This window comes from Leifsonia sp. L25, assembly GCF_050632895.1.
In genome coordinates this window covers 1,130,234-1,149,270 of the sequence record NZ_JBODRZ010000003.1, presented here as the reverse complement: position 1 = coordinate 1,149,270, position 19,037 = coordinate 1,130,234, and the positions used below count along the sequence as shown (strand labels likewise).

The following is a 19,037-nucleotide window of genomic DNA, read 5'->3' as shown; positions in this document are numbered from 1 at the left end:
CCACGGGGAGGCCGCGTTAGCGTCAAAGGACAGCCACGAAAGGATCACGGAATGACTTCACCGCGCCGCGCCATCGGAACCTCCGACCTCCAGGTCTTCCCGCTCTCACTGGGGGAAACGTCTTCGGCTGGACGGCCGACCGCGACACCTCCTTCGCGGTGCTCGACGCTTACACGGCGGCGGGCGGCAACTTCGTCGACACCGCGGACGGCTATTCGGCCTGGGTGCCGGGAAACACCGGGGGTGACTCGGAGCGCATCCTCGGCGAGTGGTTCGCGGCGAGGGGCCGCCGCGACGACGTCGTGCTCGCGACCAAGGTCAGCCAGCACCCGGACTTCAAGGGTCTCGCCGGAGACAACATCCGCCGCGCCGCGGACGCCTCCCTCGAGCGCCTGCAGAGCGACTACATCGACCTCTACTACGCCCACTTCGACGACGCGTCGGTGCCGCTGGAGGAGACCGTCGCCGCCCTCTCGGGGCTCGTGGACGCCGGCAAGGTCCGCCACATCGGCATCTCCAACTATTCGCCGGAGCGCATCGAGGAGTGGTTCGCGATCACCGAGCGCGAGGGCCTCCACCGCGCCGTCGCCCTCCAGCCGCACTACAACCTGGTCGAGCGCGCCTACGAGGAGAAATACCGGCCGATCGCCGAGCGCGAGGGCCTCGGCGTGATGCCGTACTTCGCGCTCGCCGCGGGCTTCCTCACGGGCAAGTACCGCGACGGCGTGACCGTCGACAGCCCCCGCGCCGGCGGTGCGGCCGCGTATCTGGACGAGACCGGCCGCAGCGTCCTCACCGCCCTGGACGAGGTTGCGGCCGCCCACGGCGTCTCGGTCGCGACCATCGCGCTCGCCTGGCTGGCCGCCCAGCCGACCATCACCGCCCCCATCGCGAGCGCCCGCACGCTGGAGCAGCTCCCGGACCTCCTGGCCTCGGCGGACGTCGTACTGACGGCCGACGAGCTGGACGCGCTCGACGGCGCATCGGAGGCCGCGAAGGCGGCGTGAGCCGGGCCTGATCAGGTTCGAATCCGAGGTTGATCCGGGGTCGAATCCGGGGTCCGGGTGGTACGGAGCACCCTCGCGGGGATGGTATCCTCGTACGGTTGCCGAAAACGGCCCGGACCTTTCCGGATGCCCGGCTTCGCCCCCTTAGCTCATTGGTAGAGCACTTCCTTGGTAAGGAAGAGGTAGTGGGTCCGATTCCCACAGGGGGCTCCGTCTCCCGGTCGCGACGACGGGAGACTACGGCGGGGTAGCTCAGGTGGTTAGAGCACACGGCTCATAATCGTGGTGTCGCGGGTTCGAGTCCCGCCCTCGCTACATAGCTTGAAAACACTGGGAGCGGCGGCTGATGATCAGCCGCCGTTCTCTCGTTGTCGGGGCGATTTGGACACAATTTGGACACACTCCAATTCAGCGGGGCTGGTTCCGGGCACGCTCAGTGACTCAGATCGGCCGTACTACGTGGTGATCCCGTTGAGTGATTCAGCGCGATCGAGGCGGCCTCGTCGAGACGGTAGGCGACGTCATCGAGATCGTCGTTGAAGAGGTCCGCGTAGACGTCGAGGGTCATGGCCGCGGAGGCGTGACCGAGCATGCGCTGCACCGCTTTGACGTTGGCGCCGGCGGAGACTGCCAGGCTGGCCGTGGTGTGACGCAAATCGTGAATCGTCATCGACGGTAGACCTGCCGTAACAAGTGCTTTGTCGAACCAGGAGTTCTGCCGAATGGTGGGCGTCGTCTGGTGTTCGCCAAATCGCCCGGGGAAAACGAGGTCGTCAACGCTCTTGCCTTCCAACGCCTCGCCGAGCCCTTTGCTGAGGAACGCTGGGAACGGCACGCTGCGCCGCTTGTGCGTTTTCGGGGAGCCGACGATCACCTCGCCGCGGACGAAGACGGCATTCTCTACGATGTGCAGTCGCCTCCGGGAGAGGTCGACGTCCTTGACGCGAAGCGCCGTCGCCTCACCCCAACGCAGACCCGTATACCCGAGGAGGAGGATGAGCGTTCCGTGTTCGCCGCTCGCGCCAGCTAGTCGGTGGAGTTGCTCGTGTGTGAGGTAGCAGTGTTCCCTGGAGACCTTGCGAGGCAACGCGACCCCGCGCGCCGGGTTTGAAGCGAGACGATGGTCGCGGACGGCCACGTCGAGGATCCCGGCGAGAATCCCGTAGCAGCGGTGCACGAGCGCGGGCGACTTGGGCTTACCGAAGTCGTTGCCGCCGGCGCTCAGCCCAGAGACCCATTGTTGAACGTCGCTGTGTCGGATTTGTCCGATCGACTTCGAGCCCCACGCAGGTCGGACGTGCAGTCTCCAAGCCGATTCGACGACAGCAACAGACGACGGCTTCAGGTGGGTCTGCGACGTCATCCACTGCTCACCGAGTTCTTCGATCGTGGCGCGCGCTTGAGCTACGTCGATGTAGTCGCCTCGAGCCTTCTTGACTTCCACCGAGGCGAGATAGATGTCGGCCTCACGCTTCGTGCGGAAGCCGCGCTTGCTGGCCTGACTGTGATCGGGCTTTCGATACCGGACTCGATAGCGGCGCCCGTTGGCGCTCTCGTAGGCTTCGACGCTTCCCATCGGTGTTCCTCTCGCCTTCTGATGCCACGAAGATCGTTGGGTTACGACTCCGCCGCTTCTGCGATTCCAGTCAGTCCCGCGCTCGTAAGCAGCTCGGCGACATCCGCGATTTCCTTCGCGATTCGGTCGATGCGTTTCTGGACCGCAGCGTTGGTAGCGATCAGGTCGGGATCGCCGGACGCGTCCTGCGTCCTCAGCACGATTTCTAGGCGATCGAGTTCCCGCCGAAGGGTGCCGAGCTCACGCAGGGAGTTGAGAATGGCGATGTCGGCTCGTTCAGACGCCAGACGTGGTCGATACGAACTGGCTGGGGTGGATGAGAGCCAGCTGTCGAACTTTGCCGCTGTCATGCCAGTGAAGTCGTCGCTGAGGTTCGCAAGATCCAGTGTTGCGTCTGGCCTGCCGATCGGCGCGAGGAGCATGGTCACCGGCACATTCAGTCCGCGTGCGATGTTCAGCAGCTGACTAATGCTGATGTCGGCTTTCCTGCCTGACTCGATGTTCTCCAGGATCGCCTCGGTCACGTTCCCGCCTGGAATGGCCTCGGCCAAGTCTGCCGTCGTGCGATAGCCGCGTTCTCGGCGCGCCAATCTGATCCGCACACCGATGCTGGTCTCCGCTCGAAAGTCTGCCATTTCAACAGCCTAGCGCCCGACCTGTTGTCAAGCGTGCAATTCTTTGCTACCGTGCTTGCAACAACTCAGTTGCTCCTAGGTTGTCGAAACGAAGGAGACAAAATGACAGGAGAATTCATTCAGCCAGCAGAAGTGGTTGAGCTCACAGGGTTGTCCATCGCTGCGCTTGCGCAGCTGCGTTATCACGGCAAAGGGCCGCGGTTCTACAAGCCGACCCCGCGCACCGTCCTCTACAAGCGGTCGGAGGTGTTGGCATGGCTGGAGGCGAGCGCCCAGACGAAGACCGGAGTGTACGTGTAGCTGAGCCGACGCCTGCAGGCCCCGGCGTCATCCAGGACTTCGTCGATGGGTACCTCGTGCCGGTCGATCCAATGGATGACTTGCAATGTGAGAGCTGTCAGTAGAACTGCTGGTGCACCCCGGCGTGCCATCACATTGCGTCCCCTATTCGGGGGTAGCGTGCGGCACCAAATGGAGCGGCTGATTCTTACCCCGATCACCGTGACGCCCGGCTCCCAACTCGAGTCAGAGCGGCGGTAACCCATCGTGACTGAGACTCCCGAACTTCAGAGTCGAAGTCGCTGCTCCATCACCGAATCCGGGCTCGCCGCCCCAACCTCCCCGGCGATGCTCGGCTCATCCACCCACTCATCTTCACGGGCGCTCCCACGCGCCCATTCGCGCTGACCCAGGCGCAGTCTCACGAGCCGCCCGGCTCGAACCCGGTCCTTCGTAGTAGCCACCTCCATGCAAGGAAGGTTGTGATCTCGTGGCTGAAGGAACCCAAGTCCGCACGCGGACGGATGCGCTTCTCACGGAGTTGCTCCATGAAGTCGACACCCTGCGACCGTACGTCCGCTTCCAACTGCGCGGCTGGCCGAATGAGGTCGACGCCGTTCTACAGCTCGCCCGGGAGACGGTCTGGCACCGGTCCTCCACCTTCGACCCCAAGCGCGGGTCGCCGCACGCGTTCGTGTTCGGCATCACCCGTCACGTCGTTCTGCGGGAGATCGAGCGGAAGCACGTCCCGATGGACGACGTTCCGGACGACGTCGAGTCCGACTCGGATATCGACCCATTGGAGGCGATGATCCGGCGGTTCAGCGCGCACCGATGGATGGTGCTGGTCGCCGATTTCGTGGGCCCATCCGACTGGCACGTGATGAGCGACCTGAGCCTGGCAGACGGTGATACCGATCGGGTGGCCGAGGCCCATCAGCTGTCCAAGCGCGGTGTCCGCACGATCCATGATCGGGTGTGCCAGACCGCACGAACCGTGCTCGCGGCCCTTGCTGCCGCGGATGCGGGACTACCGCTGACGGGTTCGGTGATCGTGTCGTGCGTGCCCGAGGTCGGTGGGTTCCGGGAGGTCGCAGAAATGATCGGCGACGACGCAGGCACCATCGCCGCTACACTGCACATCCACCCCGGCTCGGCGCGGGCCCGGATCGCAACCGCGAAGCGGCTGCTGATGATCGCCCAGACCGTCCTCGAACAGGAGCTGGCGGCATGATCAGCGTCGGCGCGGCTGCCGCTCACGCGGTGTCACATCCGAAGACGACTCGGAATCTGCTGATCGTCGCGGCGGTCATCGTTCTGGTCGTCCCTATGGCGCTCGTCGCCGTGCCGGTGTCGTTGGTGCTCGCGATGGGTGCCAACGGCTTCGGCGGCGGTGGGGGAGCGTGCGGCGGATCTCCACCGTCTGTGGAAGCCGGCCAGAACGTTGACGGGTACGGACCCGTGCAGCTGAAGATCGCAGCGACGATCATCACGGTCGGCCAACAGATGAGCGTGCCCCCACACGGGCAGACCCTCGCGTTGATGGTCGCAATCGGAGAGTCCGGACTCCGGAACCTCAACCACGGCGACGCCGTCGACAACACCACCATCGGCGTCTTCCAGCAGGGGGCCGGCTACGGCACCCTGCGCAGCGGATGGACCCGGCGACCGCGGCCGCCGCGTTCTACACCCGCATGCTGCACGTCCCCGACTGGCAGACACTCGCGCCTACCCTGGTCGCTCACGCGGTTCAGAGCAACGCCGACCCCAATCACTACGCCCCGTTCTGGACACCCGCAGAACAGGTGTTCACTGCCCTGACCGGGGCGAGTGCGAGCACGTGCCAGTTTCCGGCGGATGCCCGGGCGGCCGCGGCCGTCCTGCTGGGCGCGATCCAGGCGAAGAAGCTGAACTTCCTCGAGCCCCGCTACCAGCAACAGGTCATCAACATGGCCGACGGGACGGCGACACCGGACTGTGCGATCGACACGCACGTCCTCCAGCTGATCGTCGCCGCAGTGCAGTCCTTCCAGCAGGTTGGGGTGAGCGATCTCAACCGGCGCTGCACCGGTATGACTCCGGGCGCGGGAACCGCGTCCGCGCACTGGAAGGGCAAAGCGGTCGACTTCTACGCAATCAACCGGCAGTCCCTCACCGGCGCCGACCCACTCTCGGTCCAACTGATTCAGGTATTGGACCCCTACGCCCCGCATGGGTCATCGGTCGGTCAAAGCGACTGCCGATCACGCGCCCACGTGTCGCTCGGCCCGCTCGTCAACTTCACCAGCGACTTTCCCGATACCTGCAACCACCAGCACGTTCAGGTGCCCTGACCAAACAAATCTCCGAAATGCGCGCCAAGAACCGCCCCGAACCGGAAGTACTAAGTGAAGGGCGCATACGAAACCGAGGCGAATCGAGATGAACAAGAAGCTGATCGCAGTCGCGGCGCTCCTCCCATGCCTCGCCCTTGCCGGTTGCGCCGCCACGACGCCCGCACGCAACCCGTCGTTCACGACGGTCGCGCCGGCCAAACCGACTACGACCCCCTCGAGCGGTGCGACCCCGGCCGCCGACGGCATCGTTGACACCGTCTATGTCCAGGTCTTTCCCGGCCGCACCTTCAAGTCGAGGCACGGCTGCCGATGCACACTCCCGCACTCTCCGCAGGAGCTTTTTCCGGCTGGGACGCCGGTGGTGTTCATGAGGATCACCATGACGGGGGAGTGGAAGCCGTCTCAGGGCGGCCAGACCTACCAGGACGTCACAGGCACGACCTTGAAGGGCACCCAGTTTGACGGCCGCCCCGAGCCGGCGGTCCTGGACACCATCGATGGCCCGGCGGCCGCGAAGGCAGCCGGGCTGCCCTGGCTCCCGTCGGGCCTGTTCGCGAAGAAGTCCGATTGGACGATCCCTAACGACAAGGAACGCTCCTTCGGCGCCGCTTGGTATCTGCCAGCCGGCGTCGACCGGCTTGTCCTCACGGTGGATGTGCCCTCGGAAGGGCAGCCCCTGCAGCTGGTTGTCCCGCTGCCATCTTCGGCAACCAGCGCCGCGAACGCTAGCGGTGAGTGACCGTCATGGACCTGATCCTCAACCTGCTTCGCCTCCTGCTCATCGTCGGCATCGCCCTGCTCGGGATCCTCGGATCCGGGCTGCTGGCCGCATGGCGGATGAGCGAGCGGAAAGAACCCGAACCGTCGACCGACCCCACGGAAAGGAACCAAGAATCATGAACGCACTCAACGAAGCCCTCGTCACCGTCCACGCACGCATCATCACCGTGGCGGCCGTCCCGAACCCCAGCCCGGACTTCTCCGGGCCCGGCGTCGGAGCACTCCAGGCCATCGCGAACGTCGTATTCGCCATCGTGCTCATCCTCGGCGTGATCGGCGGCCTGATCGCCGGCGGGTTCATCGTCGTCGGCCACATCTCCAGCAACGGCCGCGTCCAAAAGGCTGGAATCGTCGGCGTGCTCAGCTGCGTCGCCGGGGTTGCCATCGCTGGCAGCATCGCCGGACTGATCAACTGGGGCCAGTCCCTCCACGTGGCGTGACCATCATGATCGACATTGCTGCTGCTGCTCCGCCGGATCCCTTCGCGCCGAACTACGGCTGCTTCGTGGCCGACTTCGGCTGCCAGGCGTCCCAGACGCTGGCGCAGTTTATGGGCTCGACGATCCGTAATCTCGGCGACTTCATTGCCACGATGATCGCTGGTTCGTTCAACACGAACATCGATCAGGGCAGCTGGAACATCGCGCATTCGCAGTTCCTGTTCTGGATCGCCGTCACCGCCCCGGTCATCCTGATCGTTGCGCTCGTGCAGATCGGCATTGCGATGATCCTGCAGGACTGGTCCCGGATCGGGCGTACCGCTGCCGGTGCCGCCCTGGCCATCCCATTCTCGGCGATCTGTGTATGGGGGATGCAGAAGGCCTCTGGGATCACCGACGACATCACCAGCAGCCTTACGACGGTGGCCCAAGGCGGGGATCTCGCTAAGGGGCTGCTTCGTGTGGTCGGGCTGCTCGACCTGCCCAGTCAGTCCGCCAACGCGGTCATGCACAGTTCGCAGTTCACCCAGGGAGGCGTCATCTACACGATGGCCGCGCAGGGGGCTCACGGGCCGGCCGCCGTCGGCGATTACGTCGTCGCGCTGCTCGTGGTCGGGCTGATGATGATCGCCTCCCTGTTCCTCTTCATTGCCATGTCGATCCGGGAGTTTGGCCTCCTGGCTCTCGCGGCGATGGCGCCGGTCGGGTTGATGATGATCGGGCAGCCCAAGCTCACCGCCTGGGCCCAGCGCTGGATGAACCTGACCGTCGGACTCCTCATCGCCAAGCCGCTGGCCGCCGGGGTCGTGCTACTGGCCGTGGAGCTCACGAAGGCATCCCTGAGCGTCGGGGTCATCCTCGTGGCCGCCGGCGCGGTGATCGCGGCCTCGTTCAGCCCGTTGTGGGCGACAAAGCTCGTCTCGTTCGCCGGCGCCGAGGTCGGGACCGCGCTTCATCATCGGTTCTCGGTCCGCGACCAGTTCTCGCGTGCCAGCACCGCCGCCGCACCCGTCCGCACCGCGGCACGGGTCGTCAAGGTTGGGAGATAACTCATGACCACCCTCATCGCCGACCAGATCCTCACCGAGGAGGGCGCGCCCCGCGTCCGCTTCGCCGCCAGGGAACGCCGCGGCATCTTCCTCGGACTCACGTTCCTGCAGCTGATCGTGATCGGCGCCGCCGTCGCGGTCCTTCTCTCCACTCTGTTCATCGACAGCAACGCGATCTGGGTGATGCTCCCGATTGTCGGTGTCGTGGTGTTCTTCGCGCTTGCCAGCTACCGGCGTGAACCCGTGATCGTGATCGTCACCCAGGCCGCCCGCTACCTGCGCCGGAGCATGGCGGGGCAGACGGTGTTCCGCCGCGATGTCTGGCTCCGAGTGAGCGTCGCCTCCCTCAACGTGGGGCACGCCCAGGTCGCCGCGGTGACCCCGGTCGTGACCTCGAAGTTCCTCCTGCCTGGGGCGCTCGGGGACGTGCAGATCGTGCAGATCCCCGGTGCCGGCGGCTTTATCTACAACGCCCGCGGCCGGCTCGCTTCCGTCACGGTAAAGGTCGGGTCGAAGGCATGGGCGCTGCGAGACAAGGGCACCCAGGAGGCCGCCTATGACGGGTTCGTGGAATGGCTCAGCTCGCTAGAGAACCTGCCCGGCGTCCGTGAGACTACGATCCGGATCCGGGTCGACCGTGCCTCGTCGAACGAGCTGCGTGACTACCTGGTCGGGCGAGAGAAAGAGCATGACCCGAAGGTCACGTCCGAGCTGCGCGAGCAGTATTGGGCACTCACACAAGCGGCGTCGAAGCGGTCGATGGGGTTCACGAACTACATCACCCTCACCTTCGACACGGCAGCCCTCAACGGCGCGATCCGTGATGCGGGGAAAGGACTTACCGGCCTGGCCGCGGTTTTGAAGGAGCGCGTGGCCGGGGTCGAGACCTCGATGGAGCACGCCCGGCTCACCCCGGCCGGTTGGCTGACCTCCGATGAGCTCGACGAGTTGAGTGCGCTGTCCGCTGACCCGGTCGCGGCTGCGACGCGGCGTGAGCAGGAGTCAGGCTTTGCATCTGCGCCGTCGCCAGTGATGGGGATCGATGAAGGTTGGGATGTGATGCGCGTGGACGAGTCCTGGCATCAGACGTTCTGGGTCGCCGAATGGCCCCGCACCGACGTTCGCACCGGGTTCCTGGAGCCACTGCTCTACGCGGGAGACGCTACGCGGGTGATCACGCTGCAGGTGCGACCGGTGGCCACGCACAAGGCGCTGGCCCAGCTGAATCGTGCCCAGTCGGACATGGAGACCGCCGCGACGATCCGGATGAAGCTGTCCTCCCGGATCCCGCTCACCCATCTCCGCGAAGAGGAAGACCTTGCGGTCAGGGAGCACGACCTCGTAGACGGCTTTGGGGACGTGCAGTACCGCGGGTTCGTCACGATCTCCGCCGAGTCTAAGGACGCCCTCGCCAAGGCACGAACCGACATTGAGCAGGCCTCGCACCCAGCCCGACTGGTGCTGGCGTCGATGTCGGGTCAGCAGGCCGCCGGGTTCGTCACTGCGGCCCTCCCCGTCCCGCTGGAAGGGGAGTGACCATGAAGCAGTCAGCCGTCATCGGGCGCATCCCGGCCGGCGAGAAGGGCGGCTCGAACGGACGCCACCGGCGGTCCAACCCGACGGACAAGAACTCGGGCTGGAAGCTGCAGACAGCCGAAATGCCGGCGTCGAAGATGCCGGCGTGGGGGTGGAAGCAACCGCACAACTTGCGTGGGCCGCTGCGAGCCACCCCACCGGCACACCGCTGCTCATCCAAGGTGCTCGGCGGCGCGTACCCGTTCCTGGCGGAGACCGGGGACATCCTCACCGGTGCGTATATCGGCGAGAACCTGCTCTCCCGGGCGCCGTTCTGCTTCGACCCGTGGGACGCGTACTCGGCCGAGGCCGTCCGCTCTCATTCGGTCGCGATCCTCGGGGTGAAGGGCACCGGCAAGTCGATGCTGGCCAAGTCCTGGTCGTCGCGCCTTGCCCGGTTGGGTCGCAAGATCGCGGTCCCGCACGACCCGAATGGGGAGTGGGTGCGCGTCGCCGCGTACGTCGGGGGCCGTTCGATCAGCGTCGGTCCCGGGAAAGCTGCCCGGATCAACCTTCTCGACGAAGGCCCACGCGACAGGTCCTTGTCTGACGAGGACTGGAATCAGAACGTTCTCCAGTATCGGCGGGCGACGGTGAAGACGATCATCCGCCGCCTCCGTGAAGGCGGGAACCTGGAACCGGTCGAGCACACCGCGCTCGATGTCGCGCTCGACGCGTTGCGTGGCCAGTCCACCGTCACCATCACCCACGTCTACGACCGGCTCGTCGACCCGAACCAGAGCCAGCCGCTTGAGGTGGTCGAGGCCGGCCATCGGCTGGCGCACTCGCTGCGCCGGATGGTCTCCGGCGACCTCACGGGGTTCTTCGATGGACCCTCCACTGTCCGGTTCGACGCCGACGCCCCGATGATGGTCGTCGACACCTCCGCACTGAAAGGCGCGTCGCCGGAAGCGCAAGCATTGGCGCGGCTGGCGACAGCGAACTGGATCCGCCGCTCCAGCCTCGGCGCGAACCGACAGGCCCGGGTGATCATCCACGAAGAGGCCGCCGTCGAGCTGCTCAACGACGTCTCCGGGGGCGATGGCCTCGCGGACCGGGTCGAGGACGAGAAGGTCGCCCGCCACCTCGGCACCTCCAACTGGTACCTGCTGCACCGGGTCGCCGACCTCGACGCGCTGGGCGACCGAAACAGCGCCCTCCACTCGAGGGCGCTCGGTCTCTTGGCCGACTGCGAAACCCGGATCTCGTATGCCCAGCACTCCGGGGAGATCGCGCGGTCACGGGAGATCTTGGGCTGGAACGACACCCAGGCCGACCTGGTCCGCAAGCTGCACAAGGGTGAAGGGCTCTGGCAGATCGGCCAGGACCGGGTGGCCAAGGTGCGCAACATCTGCACCGACTACGAACTCGCCGTCTTCCGCACCGACGCGATGGGTGGAGAACGAGCATGAGAACCCAAAGCTCGCCCTGGATGCACGTTGCTCTCTACAGCCTCTTCGCCATCGTGGTCGCCGGCGCGCTCGCCACCGGCGTCGCCAGCGCGACCATCACCGCAACCTGCGGTGGTGGCGGCCAGGCGGGCAGCGTCTTCGCAGGCCTACAACTCGCGATGGGCGCAGACCCAAGCGGCTTCACCCTCCTGCCGGGATGCACAGCGCCCGTGACGTTGATCCGAGTCCTTGATCTGCTAGCCGTCTTTCTTCTTCTCTGCGCGGTCGCAGTCGGGGTGGTGTGGTGGCTTCGCTATCGGCAGACGGATCGCTACTTCATTCGTGAGCTTCGGGGACGGGACGGGCTCGCCAAGCCCGGCGAAGTCCGCAAACACACCTCCGCCCGCACCGCACTGCACCGTGCCAAGACGCTACGCCCGTCACTGATCAACCCCACGCCGTCTGCATCCGGGTGGAAGGTCGGCAGCGCCCACAGCCAAGACGTGTACGTGTCGATCGAGGACTCGATCGTCGTCGAGGGTGCACCCCGTTCTGGTAAGGGATACCGGTTTATCATCAATGCCATCCTCGACTGGGACGGCCCGCTGATCACGACCTCCACCCGTAACGACAACCTCTCGGTCACCATGCGCGAACGCGCGCGGGTCGGCGAGGTCACCGTCTTCGATCCTCAGGAGCTCACCGGCATTCGCTCCGGACTGCGAATCTCACCGGTCGCCGGATGTGAGGATCCGCTCGTCGCGGACCAGCGGGGACAGGCGATCATTGCGGGAACCGCGCTGGGAGCGTCGAAGACGAACCAGGAATGGGCGCAGGTGTCCTCCAATGTGCTGTCGCGGCTCCTGCACGCCGCCGCAGTCTCGGGCCGCGGCACCGACGCGTTGGCGCGGTGGGGATCCAACCCGCGGATCGCGCGGGAAGCCGTCAGCGTGCTAGCTAATCAAGGAACGCCTGGCTGGTCAGAGGACCTGGACGCGATCATCAATGGCGACGAGAAGCTACTGGCCAACTCCTGGTTCGGTGTATTCGGCGCTCTCCGTCCGCTGTCCATCCCCGCGATCCGCAAGGCGATGACACCCGGCCCGGGTGAGCAGTTCGACCTCGACGCGTTCCTCGCCAGCTCCAACAGCCTCTACCTCGTCGGCACCGGCGCCGGTGCCGGGTCCGTGGGCGGCTTCCTCGGCGCAGTCCTGGACGACATCGTTGAGACCGCACGACGCAAAGCGCTCGCCTCGCCCGGCTCGCGGCTCGACCCTCCGCTCGCGCTCATCCTGGACGAGATCGCGAACATGTTCTCCTGGCCGGCGTTGCCGCGGATCATGGCCGACGGCGGTGGCATCGGCATCTCCACCATCGTCGTCCTCCAAGCCCTCTCCCAAGCCGAGACCGCATGGTCCCGGTCCGAAGCCGACACGATCTGGTCTGCCGCCACCGCCAAGCTCCTCCTCGGCGGCGCGTCGGACGTTGACCACCTCCGCGACATCGAATCCCTCTTGGGCACACGCCGGATCCGGAACACCGGGCACTCCTACAACGACAACGGGTCCTCCACAAACGTGCAGAACGAGAAGGTGCCGGTGATGACCCTCGATGAGATCCGTCGTATGCCCGAACCCGTCGGGCTCCTTGCCTACCGGAACCGTCGCGGGATCCTTCTCGACCTCCGCGGGTGGACCGACCGCGACGACGCCCGTCAGGTCAGCGCGGGCAAGAAGCACACGGAACTCGACCAGCAGGTCGTGTTCGCCGAACAGTATCAAGCCGCGCTCGATCGCCGTGGATCAGCGGGGAGGGGAACTGATGTCCAACGGTCGCCGTCCCGCCCGGGAGAACACCTACCGCAGCCGCTACCTGCACTCCCGAGCCTGGTTCGCCCGCCGCGATCGCTGGTTCATCGAAGCAGAACACCGCAACGGCACCATCCGCTGCGCCCTCTGCCTCGGCTCCGGCAGCGCCCGCTCCCTGGAGCTGCACCACCTCGACTACCGCGGCGTCACCCAAACCCCCTACGGCTGGACCGCCCTTGAGCAGCACGAGGACCTGACGGCGCTGCACCCACGCTGCCACGAATACGTGCACCAGCTCATCGAACGAGACCGCGCGCTTTCTGGGTTCGTCTCCCGCCGCACCGCGTCCGTCCAGGCGATCGCCCGGCTGCAAGCCAAGATCGCACACTACATCGAAGTCTCTCTGGAGCAGCGGTGAGCGACGACATCCCTCTCGACGACCTCGTCGCCTCCCTCGCCGAGAGCTGGGAAGACCAAGCGCCACGGCAGACTCCGGGGATGCTCGGCATTCGTGTCATCAACTGGCGCACCCTCGAAGACGAGGACGCGCCGCAGGTCTGGACCGACCTGCGGGAATGGGTAGTCTGGTTCACCCACCGCTACAACATCGCCTCGCGGAAGGTCCCGCCGTGCTGGTTCAAGCACGGCGCTCTCGTCGAGGAACTTTCGGCGCTTCACACCGCGTGGCTGGTCTCCTACGACAGTCTCGACGCCGGCTACGGACCCATCGGATGGCACGAACGCCTCGCCGTCGCCATCCCACGACTGGCGACTTGGTATAACGGCGAATGCCACAACGGCCACTCCGAACTTCCGCAAACCGGCGACACCGCTGACTTGCCCGAGTGGTCCGCTTGGATCGGTCGCTCGCACGCCGGATCCTGACTACGGCCGGTGGGATCCCGCAGCTACGAAGGAAGTCGGCATCAACGTTCGCGGTGCTCGGGGAGTCGTGCGGTACGGTGACAACATGCAGGCGCAACCTGGACGCGGTGGCCGATGAGCGTTCACTACAAGAACCCTCCACTTATCGAGCTGATCGCCGAGTTCAGGTGGGACCCAGACGAGGTCAATCCGCCCATTCACTCGCAGCAGGCGGGTCCGATTCAATTTCAGCTCGTAGATCCCTCCGTGCAGGAGGCGTTCTACTCGCGATTCGGCGATGCATGCCATGCACTCGGGTTCACGTATACAGAACGACTGCTTCCGCCTGGGATGGCGGCGCAGTTGGGGCAACCGATGTACCGGTACCGCTCAGATACGGATTCGGTTATTGCGCAGGTCGGTAATGGCATTGCGACGGTCAACGCGCTACCGCCATACAACTCGTGGGATGGATTCGCCCCGAAGGTCAGCGAGCTCGTGAGTGTTCTCCTCGAAACTCGAGGGTCGGCGACCCCATTCGAATCGGTCAGCGTCAGATATCTGAATGCCTTTGGGTCGCGATTCTTGCAGGGCAAGACCCCGTTCGAGTACGGAAGAGATGTCCTTGGATTTTCGTTCGCTTATCCGTCTGCAGTGAAGTCACTCCTGGACCCGGCCTCTCCGACGCAATTTGCTGGCTCTTTCGCATTTGCCACGAAGGATGGCCTCCAGGTTCAACTGCAGGTCTCAGAGGGCTTCGTGAACAATGAACCGGCATTCATTCTTGATATGACTGCCAGGAGCGGAAACAGTATCAATCCCGATCGGGACGCGGTGATGGATGTCCTGAACCGCGCGCATCTCGTAATTCACAAGATCTTCGTGGACGCTACAGAGTCGCAGCGCGAGATACTCGAACCCGTGGGAAAGGAGTAGCTGGTGCCCTATCAATTGAGCGCGACATCGATCGTTGACGGCATGTTAAGGATCATGGCGCCGCGCGCTCCTCAACCGGATGTCCAGAGCTATCTAATCTCCGCAATCACAAGCGCCGCTTCGGAGAGAGATTCAGGCCGTGAAGCTGGGGTCAACAAATATCGTCCATCGTCGTCGATCGCGCTTTCGGGAGCCCGGAACGGGGCGCAGTTTGCATCGATCGGAGCACTCACCGACGGGTGGAATGGCGAAGGCAGCCTGGCCCCGTCGACGGAGACGCTCGAATCTGTCGGTCGGCTAATTCGCCAACTTCCATCTGAACTCTCATCGCCAGAATTCACGCCGAACGATAATGGCACCATCTCGATTGAGTGGGAGAACACACGCGGTTATGTGCATCTGGAGGTAGGCACCACCCGATTCGCAATGACGGCCGCCGCCGCTCAATTTGCGCCTCGCTTCTACAACGGATCAACCGCAGCCCTGGACGTAGACTTTGTCGCTGAGCGCGCGTCTGGCGTGCTATTCCAGACGAGACGCGAGTATGGCGATGTGACCCTAAGCCGCTTTGTCGACAGCTTCGCTCTTCAGAGTGCTTGAGCTGCCAGACGAGGTGGGACTCGACGAGTGCGTCGAACGAGTTGTTAGCAGCATGCACCTACGGGCAGACAAGACTCTCAAGTGGCAGTCCCTCAAGCCGAGGACGACAGAGGCAGGTGTGTCTGTAATTCGTCAACGCATTGGGGATACGCCAGTAAAGAAGACCGCACAGAGGGTGAACAGCCAGACGTATGCTGGCCTTGCGGAAGCACGTGTGGGTGAACTAAGACACGCTGGACTCACGGTAATCGCGGTTCAGCGGCCTGGAGACTACGAGGGTCACGCCGAAATTGAGTTTCCTACGTACCCCGAGCCCTTGGAACCCCATGAGCCGCAGCTGGCTGGCGATGGCGATCTTGCGATGGTGAACTACTACAAAAGTCATCTTCGCTTGTTCTGTTTCCGCGCGGATTCGGAGCCGTATGGGGAAACGTGGATCGATGATCCGCTTTGCGAAGCTTGCTGAACTCGGCTCACTCGACGGCTAGTTCGCGGATGCGCGCCTGTTGCGCGCGTTTTTTCGTTGTGATCCGGAAGTTCTAAGTGAAAGGCGATCCAACCTGCGGACCGCCCCAACGAAAGGCAAGATCAATGAGCACACGAGTCCCGATCAGCATCGAAGGCAACCTCGTCGCCGACCCCGACTACGGCGAATCCCAGAACGGCACCAAATTCGCCAAGTTCACCGTCGCCGTCACCGACCGCAAACTCGAAGACGGAAAATGGGTCGACGGCGACACCCAGTACCACCGCACCACCGTGTTCGGCCGCACTGCCGAGAACGTCCGCGCCAGTCTCGCCAAGGGCGACACCGTAATCGTCAACGGCAACCTCGAATTCCGCCACTGGACCGACCAGGCCACCGGCGAACCCCGAGCCGCCACCGAAGTCGTCGCCGACAGCGTCGGCCCTCCCTCCGCTACACCACCGCGGAGGTCACCCGGCGCGCCCCAAAGCTAACGGCCCGGACGCATCCGCGACCGGGCCAACGGCAGCCATCGCAGTGACAGGTGTCCCGCCCGTCCTCTCTTGACCATCAGAGAAGGGGGCTGCAGAACGCAGCCCCTTCGCTGTGCAGCCAGCCGTCGGCATGGCTTCACTTGAGGAAGGTCTATACAACATGATCGCCGGCCGCGTCAAGTAAATACCACGATTGTCAATTAGCCGTCAAGTAAAGTTGACGAACCAAATGCCTGGTCAGAATCAACAATTGATGCGCCAGTCGGGCCTAGAGCAGCTTTCCCATCAATTAGGACTTAGCCCTGCTCGGCAGCCCAAAAGGGGAGGTAGCGTCGGTTCCGAGGTCCCGTCGATCCCTCCTCGATCACCAGAAGTCCGTCTTCCACTGCCTCGCCGAGCAATCGGGACGCTTGGGCGCTATTCTTCGAATCGATTCCAAATCGCTCTCGCACTGATGCGTTGGTGATGCTCTCGTCCGAAACCTGTCGCAGGCACGCGTGCATGTACACAGCTCGAAGCCGTTCAGCTCGCGTCATCTTCTGGAGAGGCTTGGGGGCGAACAGCGTGACCTTTGTACTTTCCGTAACAGTGACGTCCGGAGATGCCAGTTCATGGTGTTCGGCAAGAGACGCGATCTTCTCCCAGCCTGAACCGCGTTGTTCGGATACTCCAATCGTCGTCATGAATTCGGCCAGCTTCTCGTTGCGAGATCGCGCCGGATAGTCCACGAATCTCTTCGCATCGATGACGGGGATGCCGGGATTAGTGATCTCCACCCGTCCATCGAATATCTCGACCATCGGTCCTGCACCCGTGACAGTGAAGTCCTGGTGGATCAGCATGTTCGCTAGCAACTCGCGAACGGCGAGTTCCGGGTACATCACTGTTTGAGTGCGTAGGGCTTCACCGATCACCTCCCGTCGGGGCAGTCGGGAATTGACGTACTCAACAAGGCCCTCGAAACCGCTTGCGTAGCCTCGTTCCCCCTGCTGTTCGTGTTTGGTCACGACTCGGTTGTTACCGTCGTAGTGAACTACGCGAACGCGTTTCCGGGACAGCGAGGAAAATCGGCTTAGATCTCGGGCAAAGAGAATCGCCCCGAGATTGGTGATAGACCAGCCAACCGAGCCGCGGACTATCAGACCATCATTCTCGAACTGTTCGAGATAGCCGCGCCGAGCGCGCGGCAGGGGAAGCCTGTTGAGTTCGTAGTACGCGGAGTAATCCAGAAGTTGCAGAACCTCTTCTTCACGCGCGCCGTCGAGCGCAGATCCTGCTTCGAAGACATCGGTCTCAAACGACTTCCAAAGCTTCCGTTCGATCTCGTGGAACTTGCTTAGTTTGTGCTTGTGGGGCCCTACACGCACCCATTCGGTCCCGTAAAACGACACTGGCCGGCTTCGAGCTGCTTCAATCTCGAGTATCCATACGCGGACGTCTGGGGCAGTGTTTACAGATCGGAATTCGAAGTGCACCTGAGGTTCAAGCAAACGGCTTAACCAGGGCTGGAGGGCCTCGTTGCCCTTCTTTGCCGCTGTTGGATTAAACGACGTGCCAACGACCATGTGGTCGCTGTCGCGAACGCCCCACACCATGTACGCGTGTGCGCGACGCTCGAGGACAGCCGCATTAGAGAGGGCGGAGATGTACTCGCCGATCAATTGAGGGTCGCCGTTGTTCTGTTTGAATTCGAGCCAAGTCGCCTCAACGGGCTCGCTCGTGAGACTTTGGAGCAGTGCCAGCTCATCTCGTTCCCGCGTCACAACTAGAGTCTTGCAGAGGGTACGGACACCGCTAGCTGGAATCGCTGCTTCAAGAAGATCCTCCCAACTTGGGCCGAGCCGAGTGGCCGAGGCGTGTCGGTTGCTCATTGCCCGGGGCGTGACAGTCCTGCGCGAGCGTGAGCGCGACCGACAGACCGATCGCACCAGAGTTGAGCCGAAACGGTGAATGCCGTTCCTCCTCGACGCTCATCGCCGTCATATCGATTGCCGGGAGCGCGTCCGCGTTGTCGACCAGGTTTCGGAAATCCTGCAGGTCGTCGGGATCTCGGTAGACAACGAGAATGTCTAAGTCTGCGGCGCTGCCAGGGTTGCAGAGGATTGAGCCGAAGATGAGGACGCGCACTGCTGGCACGCGTCCCGCGATCTCGGCCAACTGGCGAAGCGCTCGCTTGTTATGCACGATGCAAATAGGCGAGGAATGGTGACCACTTCAGGACTCCGACGCCTGCTGCGGTTCCCGCCGCTATGGCCTCAGGAGTTGGGTCGCTATTGGGGTTAGTCGCAACGAAGACGTCGAAAGCGTCGTAGCGGGCTACTGCGTTCCGAACCGAATCCGCTGTCGGCTGGTATTCAGGCGCAATGAAAGCTACCAAGGCGGGAAGGCTTCTCCGCTCAATTCTGAGACGCTTGTCGTCGAGCCTGACGACTTTTGCAATAGCGCTGTGTTGATTTAGTCCGCGCGAGACGAATGCGTATTCACGGCTCACGTGCTTTGAAGGATCGTCTTCGTCACGGATTGCCCGCATGGCGTCGCCGACGTGGCCGATGCCCAAACCTAGTTCGGAGCAGCGATTGAACGCGCTTCCGAGGATGCGACCATCCCGCGGGACGCTAATGACAAACTTCCGTCATTGTGGATATCGTGTGCGGCGGTGATCTCCGCATCAGTAGTCGGGTCGGCGCTGGTCAGGACAAGTCTCACTGGAGGGCGCCCCAGGCGATGAACAAGGACCGAGGCATCATCCAGTTCGATGTCAGCGACAAAATCGAGATCGGTGAAGGTCGGCATCAACCATT

General features: G+C 63.8%; 20 protein-coding genes, 2 tRNA genes and 1 pseudogene. 18 read left to right on the top strand and 5 right to left on the bottom strand.

Translation table 11 applies throughout. The features are described 5' to 3' along the window. Positions 1–51: 51 nt before the first annotated feature. From ACRAWC_RS09420 to ACRAWC_RS09410, 3 genes and pseudogenes are all read left to right on the top strand, one after another. Positions 52–1,007: pseudogene (locus ACRAWC_RS09420) on the top strand (aldo/keto reductase). Between the two features lie 138 nt (positions 1,008–1,145). After that, positions 1,146–1,217: transfer RNA gene (locus tag ACRAWC_RS09415), tRNA-Thr, on the top strand. A 31-nt stretch (positions 1,218–1,248) separates the two neighbouring features. Further along, positions 1,249–1,322: transfer RNA gene (locus ACRAWC_RS09410), tRNA-Met, on the top strand. Positions 1,323–1,440: 118 nt separating this feature from the next. On the opposite strand, the gene ACRAWC_RS09405 is transcribed toward ACRAWC_RS09410, so the two are convergent. Together ACRAWC_RS09405 and ACRAWC_RS09400 are read right to left on the bottom strand one after the other, a co-directional pair. Continuing rightward, the gene (locus tag ACRAWC_RS09405) at positions 1,441–2,583 is read right to left on the bottom strand and encodes a tyrosine-type recombinase/integrase (protein ID WP_431347478.1); all 1,143 of its coding nucleotides are present in this window, start codon (positions 2,581–2,583) and stop codon (positions 1,441–1,443) included. A gap of 41 nt (positions 2,584–2,624) precedes the next feature. Beyond that, positions 2,625–3,218: a helix-turn-helix transcriptional regulator gene (locus ACRAWC_RS09400; RefSeq protein ID WP_431347477.1), complete on the bottom strand. Its 594-nt coding sequence runs from the start codon at positions 3,216–3,218 to the stop codon at positions 2,625–2,627. Between the two features lie 132 nt (positions 3,219–3,350). Here ACRAWC_RS09400 and ACRAWC_RS09395 point away from each other — a divergent pair, with 132 nt between their 5' ends. From ACRAWC_RS09395 to ACRAWC_RS09325, 15 genes are all read left to right on the top strand, one after another. Continuing rightward, positions 3,351–3,518: a helix-turn-helix transcriptional regulator gene (locus ACRAWC_RS09395; RefSeq protein WP_431347476.1), complete on the top strand. Its 168-nt coding sequence runs from the start codon at positions 3,351–3,353 to the stop codon at positions 3,516–3,518. Between the two features lie 673 nt (positions 3,519–4,191). Then, positions 4,192–4,731, top strand: a complete 540-nt coding sequence (locus tag ACRAWC_RS09390) for a hypothetical protein (protein ID WP_431347475.1) — start codon at positions 4,192–4,194, stop codon at positions 4,729–4,731. A 421-nt stretch (positions 4,732–5,152) separates the two neighbouring features. Beyond that, the gene (locus ACRAWC_RS09385; protein ID WP_431347474.1) at positions 5,153–5,830 is read left to right on the top strand and encodes a hypothetical protein; all 678 of its coding nucleotides are present in this window, start codon (positions 5,153–5,155) and stop codon (positions 5,828–5,830) included. Between the two features lie 88 nt (positions 5,831–5,918). Continuing rightward, complete coding sequence (locus ACRAWC_RS09380) at positions 5,919–6,572, top strand: hypothetical protein (RefSeq protein ID WP_431347473.1); 654 nt, start codon at positions 5,919–5,921, stop codon at positions 6,570–6,572. Further along, positions 6,569–6,733 carry a hypothetical protein gene (locus ACRAWC_RS09375; protein ID WP_431347472.1) on the top strand — a complete coding sequence of 55 codons (165 nt, stop codon included), beginning with the start codon at positions 6,569–6,571 and terminating at the stop codon, positions 6,731–6,733. The genes ACRAWC_RS09380 and ACRAWC_RS09375 overlap by 4 nt, the downstream gene beginning before the upstream one ends. Then, positions 6,730–7,053 (top strand): hypothetical protein, encoded by a 324-nt coding sequence (locus tag ACRAWC_RS09370; protein WP_431347471.1) that lies wholly within the window; start codon positions 6,730–6,732, stop codon positions 7,051–7,053. The genes ACRAWC_RS09375 and ACRAWC_RS09370 overlap by 4 nt, the downstream gene beginning before the upstream one ends. Then, complete coding sequence (locus ACRAWC_RS09365) at positions 7,050–8,102, top strand: hypothetical protein (RefSeq protein WP_431347470.1); 1,053 nt, start codon at positions 7,050–7,052, stop codon at positions 8,100–8,102. The genes ACRAWC_RS09370 and ACRAWC_RS09365 overlap by 4 nt, the downstream gene beginning before the upstream one ends. A gap of 3 nt (positions 8,103–8,105) precedes the next feature. Continuing rightward, positions 8,106–9,638, top strand: a complete 1,533-nt coding sequence (locus ACRAWC_RS09360; protein ID WP_431347469.1) for an SCO6880 family protein — start codon at positions 8,106–8,108, stop codon at positions 9,636–9,638. 2 nt (positions 9,639–9,640) lie between these two features. After that, positions 9,641–11,089 (top strand): ATP-binding protein, encoded by a 1,449-nt coding sequence (locus ACRAWC_RS09355; protein WP_431347468.1) that lies wholly within the window; start codon positions 9,641–9,643, stop codon positions 11,087–11,089. Then, positions 11,086–13,116: a type IV secretory system conjugative DNA transfer family protein gene (locus ACRAWC_RS09350; RefSeq protein ID WP_431347467.1), complete on the top strand. Its 2,031-nt coding sequence runs from the start codon at positions 11,086–11,088 to the stop codon at positions 13,114–13,116. Before ACRAWC_RS09355 ends, ACRAWC_RS09350 begins: the two co-directional genes overlap by 4 nt. 46 nt (positions 13,117–13,162) lie before the next feature. After that, complete coding sequence (locus ACRAWC_RS09345; RefSeq protein WP_431347466.1) at positions 13,163–13,294, top strand: hypothetical protein; 132 nt, start codon at positions 13,163–13,165, stop codon at positions 13,292–13,294. Further along, entirely contained in the window at positions 13,291–13,761 is a 471-nt protein-coding gene (locus ACRAWC_RS09340) for a hypothetical protein (RefSeq protein WP_431347465.1), read from the top strand. Before ACRAWC_RS09345 ends, ACRAWC_RS09340 begins: the two co-directional genes overlap by 4 nt. 114 nt (positions 13,762–13,875) lie before the next feature. Next, the gene (locus ACRAWC_RS09335) at positions 13,876–14,676 is read left to right on the top strand and encodes a TIGR04255 family protein (RefSeq protein ID WP_431347464.1); all 801 of its coding nucleotides are present in this window, start codon (positions 13,876–13,878) and stop codon (positions 14,674–14,676) included. Positions 14,677–14,679: 3 nt separating this feature from the next. Beyond that, positions 14,680–15,276 (top strand): hypothetical protein, encoded by a 597-nt coding sequence (locus tag ACRAWC_RS09330; RefSeq protein WP_431347463.1) that lies wholly within the window; start codon positions 14,680–14,682, stop codon positions 15,274–15,276. A 591-nt stretch (positions 15,277–15,867) separates the two neighbouring features. Beyond that, positions 15,868–16,236 (top strand): single-stranded DNA-binding protein, encoded by a 369-nt coding sequence (locus ACRAWC_RS09325; protein WP_431347462.1) that lies wholly within the window; start codon positions 15,868–15,870, stop codon positions 16,234–16,236. A gap of 296 nt (positions 16,237–16,532) precedes the next feature. Here the strand turns inward: ACRAWC_RS09325 and ACRAWC_RS09320 are convergent, their stop codons facing one another. The 3 genes from ACRAWC_RS09320 to ACRAWC_RS09310 all read right to left on the bottom strand — a co-directional run bounded on the left by ACRAWC_RS09320 (position 16,533) and on the right by ACRAWC_RS09310 (position 19,029). After that, a complete protein-coding gene (locus ACRAWC_RS09320) occupies positions 16,533–17,999 on the bottom strand; it encodes an ATP-binding protein (protein WP_431347461.1) in 1,467 nt (488 codons plus the stop codon). A gap of 49 nt (positions 18,000–18,048) precedes the next feature. Beyond that, complete coding sequence (locus ACRAWC_RS09315) at positions 18,049–18,393, bottom strand: hypothetical protein (protein ID WP_431347460.1); 345 nt, start codon at positions 18,391–18,393, stop codon at positions 18,049–18,051. A gap of 402 nt (positions 18,394–18,795) precedes the next feature. After that, positions 18,796–19,029, bottom strand: a complete 234-nt coding sequence (locus ACRAWC_RS09310) for a hypothetical protein (protein ID WP_431347459.1) — start codon at positions 19,027–19,029, stop codon at positions 18,796–18,798. Between the last annotated feature and the right edge of the window lie 8 nt (positions 19,030–19,037).